Raw genomic sequence first — 1,686 nt, forward strand, 5'->3', positions numbered from 1 at the left:
GGCTCGGCCAGCAGCGCAGCACCGGTGAAGCCGGCCGCGAAGCCGAGCAGCCCGCCGACGTAGAGCAGCCGGCGCCGGCGGACAGCGTCGGCGAGTGCCCCCACCAGCGGTGCCGCCAGCACGTGCGGCACCATCAGCGCACCGATCAGCAGACCGCCGAACGCCGCGCCCCGCCCGACTGCGAGCACATGCAGTAGCAGCGCCACGCGACTGCCCTCGTCGGCGAGCCGTGCCAGGGCGGCCGCGGTCGTGTATCGGGTGAGGACGCCGGGCGCAGCCATGTCCTCGGCCTACCCGCGGAACCGGCGAAGAAATCTTGCGACGCACGGCAACCTCCTGGGTGCCCCCGGCCACTGGACGGGTATGGAAACGTCCTCCCCCACATCTCCAGAGAGCTCCCCCGGTCCGGAGAGCTCCCCCGGCCGGTTCCGGCGCTGGCGGGGCACGGCCATCGCGGCCGTCCTGGCCTGCGGTCTCGGCGTCACCGCGGTCGCCTTCACCCAGAACGCCTCGGCCGCCACGGCCTGGCCGTCCGCCAAGGGCCTGGTCAAGGTCAGCGCGACGACCAACGTCTCGGGCACCTTCGACGGCGGCCTCAAGCGGTACTTCGGCATCGGCGACGGCGGTCAGAGCGAGAGCCAGGACCCGATGTTCAAACTGGCCGACGGCGCCACCCTCAAGAACGTCATCATCGGCGCCCCGGCCGGTGACGGCGTGCACTGCAGCGGCTCGTGCACCCTGGTCAACGTCTGGTGGGAGGACGTCGGCGAGGACGCCGCCACGTTCAAGGGCGGCACCTCGGCCCGCTACACCGTCGACGGTGGCGGCGCCCGCTCGGCCTCGGACAAGGTCTTCCAGCACAACGGCGGCGGCACGCTGACCGTCCGCAACTTCCAGGTCAGCGACTTCGGCAAGCTCTACCGCTCGTGCGGCAACTGCAAGACGCAGTACAAGCGGACCGTGGTGCTGCAGAACATCACCGCGAGCGCGCCGGGCAAGTCGCTGGCCGGCATCAACACCAACTTCGGCGACACGGCGACGTTCTCCGGCATCACGATCGTCGGGGACAGCAAGAAGAAGCTCGCGATCTGCGACCGCTTCACCGGCAACAACACCGGCGCGGAACCGCCGAAGACCGGTTCCGGCGCGGACGGCAAGAACTGTTTCTTCAGCGCCTCGGACATCACCTACAAGTAACCGCCCCGCACCGGATCAGCCGGGTCGGCGCCTCCCCGCGCCGGCCCGGCCCCTGGCTTTTTCCGGCCGTCTGCCGCATTATCGGCAGACGGCTTTTTTCGCGCCGTCGCCACGGCTCTCACCTGCGGCTATGACCTTTGCTTTTCCTTAAATGTGTTTCGCCGGAGGCCATCGGAAAGTCGCGGTTCGACCATTCTTTTCGGCCCGATAAATGGCTCACCGGTTGATATTCGGGGATTGGCGTGGCAGCATTCTGACCGCGCGATCACCCCTTTCTGCGCGCCATCCCTTTTCCCGAGAGGCACGTTATGACTGCGTCTGTTCATCCACCCGCCCATCGTCGGGCCCCGCGACGGCGGATCGTGCTGGTGGCGGCAGGCATCGCCGGCCTGGTCGCCGCCGGGCTGAGCGTCGTCTACACCCAGTCCGCCGACGCGGCCACCACGCTGGGCGCCTCAGCCGCCCAGAAGGGCCGCTACTTCGGTGCGG

At 69.2% G+C, this 1,686-nt stretch carries 1 protein-coding gene and 1 pseudogene; one reads left to right on the forward strand and one right to left on the reverse strand.

What is annotated here, in order from left to right:
* Positions 1–281 (reverse strand): annotated as a pseudogene (locus AB0C29_RS47085) (hypothetical protein); the annotation flags it as partial.
* 82 nt (positions 282–363) lie between these two features.
* Here AB0C29_RS47085 and AB0C29_RS47090 point away from each other — a divergent pair.
* Positions 364–1,197, forward strand: coding sequence for a pectate lyase (locus tag AB0C29_RS47090; RefSeq protein WP_360834722.1), 834 nt, complete (start codon positions 364–366; stop codon positions 1,195–1,197).
* The last annotated feature ends 489 nt before the right edge of the window (positions 1,198–1,686 follow it).

Source organism: Actinoplanes sp. NPDC048791 (assembly GCF_040650095.1).
GTDB lineage: Bacteria > Actinomycetota > Actinomycetes > Mycobacteriales > Micromonosporaceae > Actinoplanes.